The 6,162-nt window shown below is 68.9% G+C and carries 6 protein-coding genes; all 6 read left to right on the plus strand.

What is annotated here, in order from left to right:
- The first annotated feature begins 17 nt into the window (after nucleotides 1-17).
- Nucleotides 18-1,655, plus strand: coding sequence for a PTS mannitol transporter subunit IIBC (locus ACNPM4_RS06270; RefSeq protein WP_029262540.1), 1,638 nt, complete (start codon nucleotides 18-20; stop codon nucleotides 1,653-1,655).
- Nucleotides 1,652-2,086, plus strand: coding sequence for a PTS mannitol transporter subunit IIA (locus tag ACNPM4_RS06275; RefSeq protein WP_029262541.1), 435 nt, complete (start codon nucleotides 1,652-1,654; stop codon nucleotides 2,084-2,086). Before ACNPM4_RS06270 ends, ACNPM4_RS06275 begins: the two co-directional genes overlap by 4 nt.
- Nucleotides 2,083-3,240: a mannitol-1-phosphate 5-dehydrogenase gene (locus ACNPM4_RS06280; RefSeq protein ID WP_105710876.1), complete on the plus strand. Its 1,158-nt coding sequence runs from the start codon at nucleotides 2,083-2,085 to the stop codon at nucleotides 3,238-3,240. The genes ACNPM4_RS06275 and ACNPM4_RS06280 overlap by 4 nt, the downstream gene beginning before the upstream one ends.
- Nucleotides 3,241-3,326: 86 nt before the next feature.
- A complete protein-coding gene (locus tag ACNPM4_RS06285) occupies nucleotides 3,327-4,619 on the plus strand; it encodes a flavin-containing monooxygenase (protein ID WP_448985094.1) in 1,293 nt (430 codons plus the stop codon).
- Nucleotides 4,616-5,566: a bile acid:sodium symporter family protein gene (locus ACNPM4_RS06290; protein ID WP_448985095.1), complete on the plus strand. Its 951-nt coding sequence runs from the start codon at nucleotides 4,616-4,618 to the stop codon at nucleotides 5,564-5,566. The genes ACNPM4_RS06285 and ACNPM4_RS06290 overlap by 4 nt, the downstream gene beginning before the upstream one ends.
- Nucleotides 5,566-6,162: NAD-dependent epimerase/dehydratase family protein (locus tag ACNPM4_RS06295; protein ID WP_448985096.1), on the plus strand; the 597-nt coding region annotated here is incomplete at its 3' end. The genes ACNPM4_RS06290 and ACNPM4_RS06295, both read left to right, overlap by 1 nt.

Raw genomic sequence — 6,162 nt, forward strand, 5'->3', positions numbered from 1 at the left:
AAGAAAGAGACGACATCATGACGACGACGTCACCTGCCGCCACCAAACCCGGTGGCCTCCGCGTAGGAGTGCAGCGCTTCGGCACCTTCCTCTCCGGCATGATCATGCCCAACATCGCGGCCTTCATCGCCTGGGGCTTCATCACGATGCTCTTCATCCCCAAGGGATTCTTCGGCGCCGAAAGCCCCTTCGGCTGGCACTGGGCGGGGGTGTCCGAGATCCTCGGCGGCGGCGGTGACTCCGTCATCATCGGGTGGCAGGGCGCGATGACGTCGGTGGCCGAGACCGCCGACGGCAACATCCTCGCGTACGTCGGTCTGGTCGGTCCGATGGTCACGTACCTGCTGCCGCTGCTGATCGCCAACACCGCAGGCCGTATGGTCTACGGCGACCGCGGCGGCGTGGTCGCCTCCATCGCCACCGTCGGCGTGATCGTCGGCACGAACATCCCGATGTTCCTGGGCGCGATGATCATGGGACCGCTCGCGGCCTGGATCATGAAGCAGGTCGACCGGCTCTGGGACGGCAAGATCCGCCCCGGGTTCGAGATGCTGGTGAACAACTTCTCCGCGGGCATCCTGGGCATGCTCCTCGCCATCTTCGGGTTCTTCGCCTTCGGCCCGGCCATGCTCGGCATCAGCGCCGCGCTGGGCACCGCCGTCGACTGGCTCGTGGCGGCGCAGCTGCTGCCGCTCGTGTCGATCATCGTCGAGCCGGCGAAGGTGCTGTTCCTCAACAACGCCATCAACCACGGCGTGTTCACCCCGCTCGGCTTCGAGCAGGCGTCGGAGGCCGGCAAGTCGATCCTGTTCCTCATCGAGGCCAACCCCGGCCCCGGCATCGGCCTGCTGCTGGCGTTCAGCTTCTTCGGAGTCGGTGTCGCGAAGGCGTCGGCGCCGGGCGCGGCCATCATCCAGTTCTTCGGCGGCATCCACGAGATCTACTTCCCGTACGCACTGAGCAAGCCGACCACGATCCTCGCGCTCATCGCGGGTGGCGCAGCCGGTGTCACGACGAACATGCTCCTGAACGGCGGGCTCGTGTTCCCGGCGGCTCCCGGCAGCATCATCGCCGTGACCGTCGCGGCCGTCGGTGCGGGCGTTCCGAACCTGCTCGTCGTCTACCTGTCGGTCATCATCGCCGCCACCGTGACGTTCCTCATCACCGGCGTGATCCTGCGGGCCTCCCGCAAGCGCGACCTCGAGGCCGAGGGCGACACCTTCGGTGCCGCGATCGCGCAGACCGAGGCGAACAAGGGCAAGTCGTCCGCGGCGATGGATGCGCTGCGCACGTCGACGGCATCCGCCGCACCTGTGGCGACGGATGCCGCACCGAGCACGACCGCCGTCGCCACGGCGCCGATCGAGCGGATCGTGTTCGCGTGCGACGCCGGTATGGGCTCGTCCGCGATGGGCGCCAGCGTCCTGCGCAACAAGCTCAAGAAGGCCGGCATCGAGGACGTGAACGTCACCAATCAGGCCATCGCGAACCTCGACGGAACGGCCGACGTGGTGATCACGCAGCAGCAGCTCACCGAGCGCGCCACGGCGAAGTCGCCGAACTCGGTCCATGTGTCGGTGGACAACTTCATGAACTCGCCCCGCTACGAAGAGGTCGTCGAGATGGTACGGGCACAGCGAAAGGACACAGAATGAGCGTTCTCACCCCCGAGCAGGTCCGCATCCACCCCGGCGGGGCGACGCGGGACGACGCGCTCCAGGAGGCCACGGACATCCTCGTCGCCGCCGGAGCCGTGACCCCCGCCTACGTCGACGCGATGCGGCAGCGCGAGGAGACCGTGTCGACGTTCATGGGCAACGGTCTCGCGATCCCGCACGGCACCAACGACGCGAAGGACGCCATCCTCGCCTCGGCCCTGTCGGTCGTCCGCTACGACGGCGGTGTGGACTGGGCAGGCGATCCCGCGACCTTCGTGATCGGCATCGCCGGGATCGGTGACGAGCACCTGGAGATCCTCTCCCGGATCGCGATCCTGTTCTCCGAGGAGGACGACGTGGCCCGGCTCTCCGCAGCACAGACCCCGGAGGAGCTCTACGCCCTCCTCTCGGAGGTGAACGAGGGATGAAGGCGGTCCACTTCGGGGCGGGCAACATCGGGCGCGGTTTCGTCGGGCTGCTGCTCCGCCAGGGCGGATACGAGGTCGTGTTCTCCGACGTCGCCGATGCTCTGGTGGACGCGATCAACGCGGTCGACTCGTACACCGTGCACGAGGCCGGCCCCGGAGGGACCGACCATGTCGTCACCGGTTTCCGAGCCGTCAACAGCCGCACCGATCCCGCCGCCGTGGCGGAGGAGGTCGCGACGGCCGATGTCGTCACGACCGCGGTCGGCCCGACGGTGCTGCGGTTCGTGGCGCCCTCGATCGTGGCCGGACTCGCCCTCCGTTCCCCCGATGCCGCGCCTCTGCAGGTCATGGCTTGCGAGAACGCGATCGGCGCCACCGATCTGCTCCGCCACGAGATCGCGACGGCGGCAGGGGCGGATGCCGAGACGCTGCTGGCCCGCGCGGTCTTCGCGAACACCGCGGTCGACCGCATCGTGCCGGCACAGCCCGCAGACGGCGGCGTCGACGTCACGGTCGAGCCGTACTTCGAGTGGGCGATCGAATCGGGTCCGTTCGGCGGCACGCTGCCGACCATCCCCGGCGCGCACTTCGTGGACGACCTGGCGCCGTACATCGAGCGCAAGCTCTTCACGGTGAACACGGGGCACGCCGCCACCGCGTATTTCGGGGCCCGCGCGGGGATCGACCGCATCTCGGACGCGCTGGCCGACCCCGCCATCGCGGCGAGCGTCTCGGCCGCGCTGGAGGAGACCTCGGCTGTGCTGGTCGCCGAGCACGGGCTCGACCCCGCCGACCTCGCGGCGTATCGCGCCACGATCCTCGAGCGGTTCCGCAATCCTGCGCTCGTCGACACCGTGCAGCGGGTGGGACGGCAGCCGCTGCGCAAGATCTCACGGCACGAGCGCTTCGTGGGGCCAGCGGCGATGGCTGCGGAGCGCGGTCTGCCGACCGTGGCTCTCGTGGCGGCCGTGTCGGCAGCACTGGAGTTCGACGATCCGGCCGACGAGCAGTCGGTCGAGATGCAGGAGCTGCTGCGCACGGAGGAGCCCGCCGCGTTCACCTCCCGCACCACGGGCCTGGATCCCGAGCATCCGCTGTTCCCCGCCATCCGGGAGGCCGTCGCAGCGCGTCAGCAGCACCTCGGGACCGCCTGACCCCGCGGAACTCGACGCCCCCGCTCACCCGTTACGATCGGTGGGCGGGGGCGTTTTTTCGAGCACACTGACGTGCGGGGAGCAGCATGAACAAATACGCCGTGATCGGCGCGGGTCCATCGGGGTTGGCCGCGGCGCGTGCGCTGCAGAAGCGCGGAATCGTGGTCGACGGCTACGAGGCCTCGCACGGCGTGGGTGGGCTCTGGGACATCACCAATCCCCGCAGCACGATGTACGAGTCCGCGCATCTGATCTCCTCGCGCACCACGACGGAGTTCGCCGAGTTCCCGATGCGCTCGCGGGTCGACTACCCCGGCCACCGGGTGCTGAAGGAGTACTTCGACGACTTCGCCGATCACTTCGGGCTCACCGGCCTGTTCCGGTTCGACACGCGCGTCACGCGCCTCGAGCCTGCCGACGGCGGCTGGGAGCTGACCAGTTCGGGCCCCGACGGCACCGACACGCGCTGGTACGCCGGCGTCGTCCTCGCCAACGGGACCCTCGCCGAGCCGAACGTACCGACGTTCCGTGGGGAGTTCTCGGGCGAACTGCTGCACACCAGCGCGTACAAGTCCCCGGAACAGCTGCGCGGCAAGCGCGTGCTCCTGATCGGCGCCGGGAACTCCGGCTGCGACATCGCCGTGGATGCCGTGCACCACGCCGTGTCCGTCGATATGAGCGTACGACGCGGGTACTACTTCGTGCCCCGCTACCTGTTCGGCAAGCCCAGCGACACCCTCAACCAGGGCCGCCCGCTGCCGGCGCGCATCAAGCAGGCCGTCGACAGCCGCGTCCTGCGGGCGTTCACGGACGACCCCGTGCGATTCGGGTTTCCGAAGCCGAACTACCGCATCTACGAGTCTCATCCGATCGTGAACACCCTGATCCTCAACCACCTGGGCCAGGGCGACCTGCGCATCCGCTCGGACATCGACCGCTTCGACGGGCAGACGGTGCACTTCCGCGACGGCAGCGCCGACGAGTACGACCTCGTGCTGCTCGCCACCGGCTACACCCTGGACTATCCGTTCGTCGACCGGGAGCACCTGCACTGGCAGGGAGCCTCGCCACGGCTCTTCCTGAACGTCTTCCCCGCCTCGTTCAACGGCCTCTACGTGATGGGCATGATCGAGGCGTCCGGCATCGGCTGGCAGGGTCGCTACGAACAGGCGGAGCTGCTCGCCGCCTACCTCGACGCGGTGGAGACCGATCCCACCCGCGCCGCCCGCTTCCGCGACCGGGTCACGGGAACGGCGTGGCCCGATGTCACGGGCGGCTATCACTATCTGGGTCTCGACCGGATGGCGTACTACGTCAACAAAGACGCCTACCGGGGCGCCGTGCGACGTGAGAAGAGTGCACTGGAGGCCTCGGCATGAACGTCGACGACGTCGTCCTCTCGTTCACGCCCGGCACGCTGACGATCCTCAACGTGGTCCTCGGCCTCATCATGTTCGGCATCGCGTTGGACACCTCGCCGAGCGACTTCCGCGTCGTGGCGAAGCATCCGAAACCGTTCGCGATCGCGATCCTCGCCCAGCTGCTCCTGCTGCCCATCGCGACGTTCCTGCTCACACTCGTGCTCCCCGTTCCGCCGTCGATGGCGCTCGGGATGCTTCTCGTGGCCTGCTGCCCTCCGGGGAACATCTCGCAGGTGCTGACCCACCGCGCCGGCGGCAACGTCGCCCTCTCGGTGTCGCTCACGGCGGTGGGAAACCTCATCTACATCGTCGCGATGCCGCTGAGCATCACGTTCTGGGCCTCGCTGCATCCGACCGCCCGCACCCTGCTGCGCGACATCACGCTCGACCCGTGGCGGATGCTTTTGGAGATCTTCCTCATCGTCGGTCTCCCCTTCGCCGTCGGTCTGCTCCTGCGCGCCAAGGCACCGGGCTTCAGCGCCCGCGTGCAGCCGTTCGTGAAGTGGTTCAGCCTGATCGCGCTGCTCGGCTTCATCATCGCCGCGCTCATCGGCAACTGGGCCGTGTTCGTGCAGGTGCTCGGCATCATCCTGCTGGTGGTCGCGGTGCATGACGCGGTGGCGCTCGCGCTCGGCTACGGCACGGCGGTGGTCGGCGGACTCGGCACCCGCGAGCGCAAGGCCATGACGTTCGAAGTCGGCATCCGCAACGCCGGCCTCGGGCTCGGCCTGGTGTTCCTGTTCTTCGACGGCCTCGGCGGCATGGCGATCGTGGCCGGCTGGTGGGGCATCTGGGACATCGTCGCCGGCCTCGTCCTGGCCGGGCTCTGGGCACGGCACACCAGGAAGCGCACGGGTTCGAGCACCGGCGACGCGAGCGGCCGCACGACCGTCGAGGCCGCCTGATGCCCCGGGTGCTGATCACGGGCGGCAGCGGCTTCCTCGGCTCGCACGTGGCTGAAGCCCTCGCGGCCCGTGATGACGTCGAGGTCGTGGTCGCCGCGGACCTGCGAGCGGGCGCACCCCGCGCGGGCGTCATCGATGCGACGCTGGACGTGACGGATGCCGCGGCGATCGCTCCCGTGCTGCGGCAGCACCGCATCGACACCGTGGTGCACCTCGCGGCAATCGTGAACCCGGGTCACGACGTCGACCTGGAGTACCGCGTCGATGTGACCGGCAGCGCGAACGTCCTCGCCGCGTGCGTCGAGACGGGCGTGCAGCGCATCGTGGTCTCCAGCTCCGGGGCGGCGTACGGATACCACGCGGACAACCCGGAGTGGATCGACGAGGACCAGCCGCTTCGAGGCAACGACGCGTTCCCGTACGCCCGGCACAAGCGGCTGGTCGAGGAGATGCTGGCCGAGCACCGGCGTACCCACCCCGAGCTCGACCAGGTGATCTTCCGCATCGGCACGATCCTCGGTCCGACCGTGCGCAACCAGATCATCGCGCTCTGGGACGGCCGGCGGATCCTTCGCATCTCCGGCTCGGAGTCGCCC

The sequence above is a fragment of the Microbacterium umsixpiens genome (assembly GCF_053543675.1).

Coding starts and splice junctions, on each gene's coding strand:
- ACNPM4_RS06275 (WP_029262541.1), top strand. CDS start 1,652: ATGAGCGTTCTCACCCCCGAGCAGGTCCGCATCCACCCCGGCGGGGCG.
- ACNPM4_RS06280 (WP_105710876.1), top strand. CDS start 2,083: ATGAAGGCGGTCCACTTCGGGGCGGGCAACATCGGGCGCGGTTTCGTC.
- ACNPM4_RS06290 (WP_448985095.1), top strand. CDS start 4,616: ATGAACGTCGACGACGTCGTCCTCTCGTTCACGCCCGGCACGCTGACG.
- ACNPM4_RS06270 (WP_029262540.1), top strand. CDS start 18: ATGACGACGACGTCACCTGCCGCCACCAAACCCGGTGGCCTCCGCGTA.
- ACNPM4_RS06285 (WP_448985094.1), top strand. CDS start 3,327: ATGAACAAATACGCCGTGATCGGCGCGGGTCCATCGGGGTTGGCCGCG.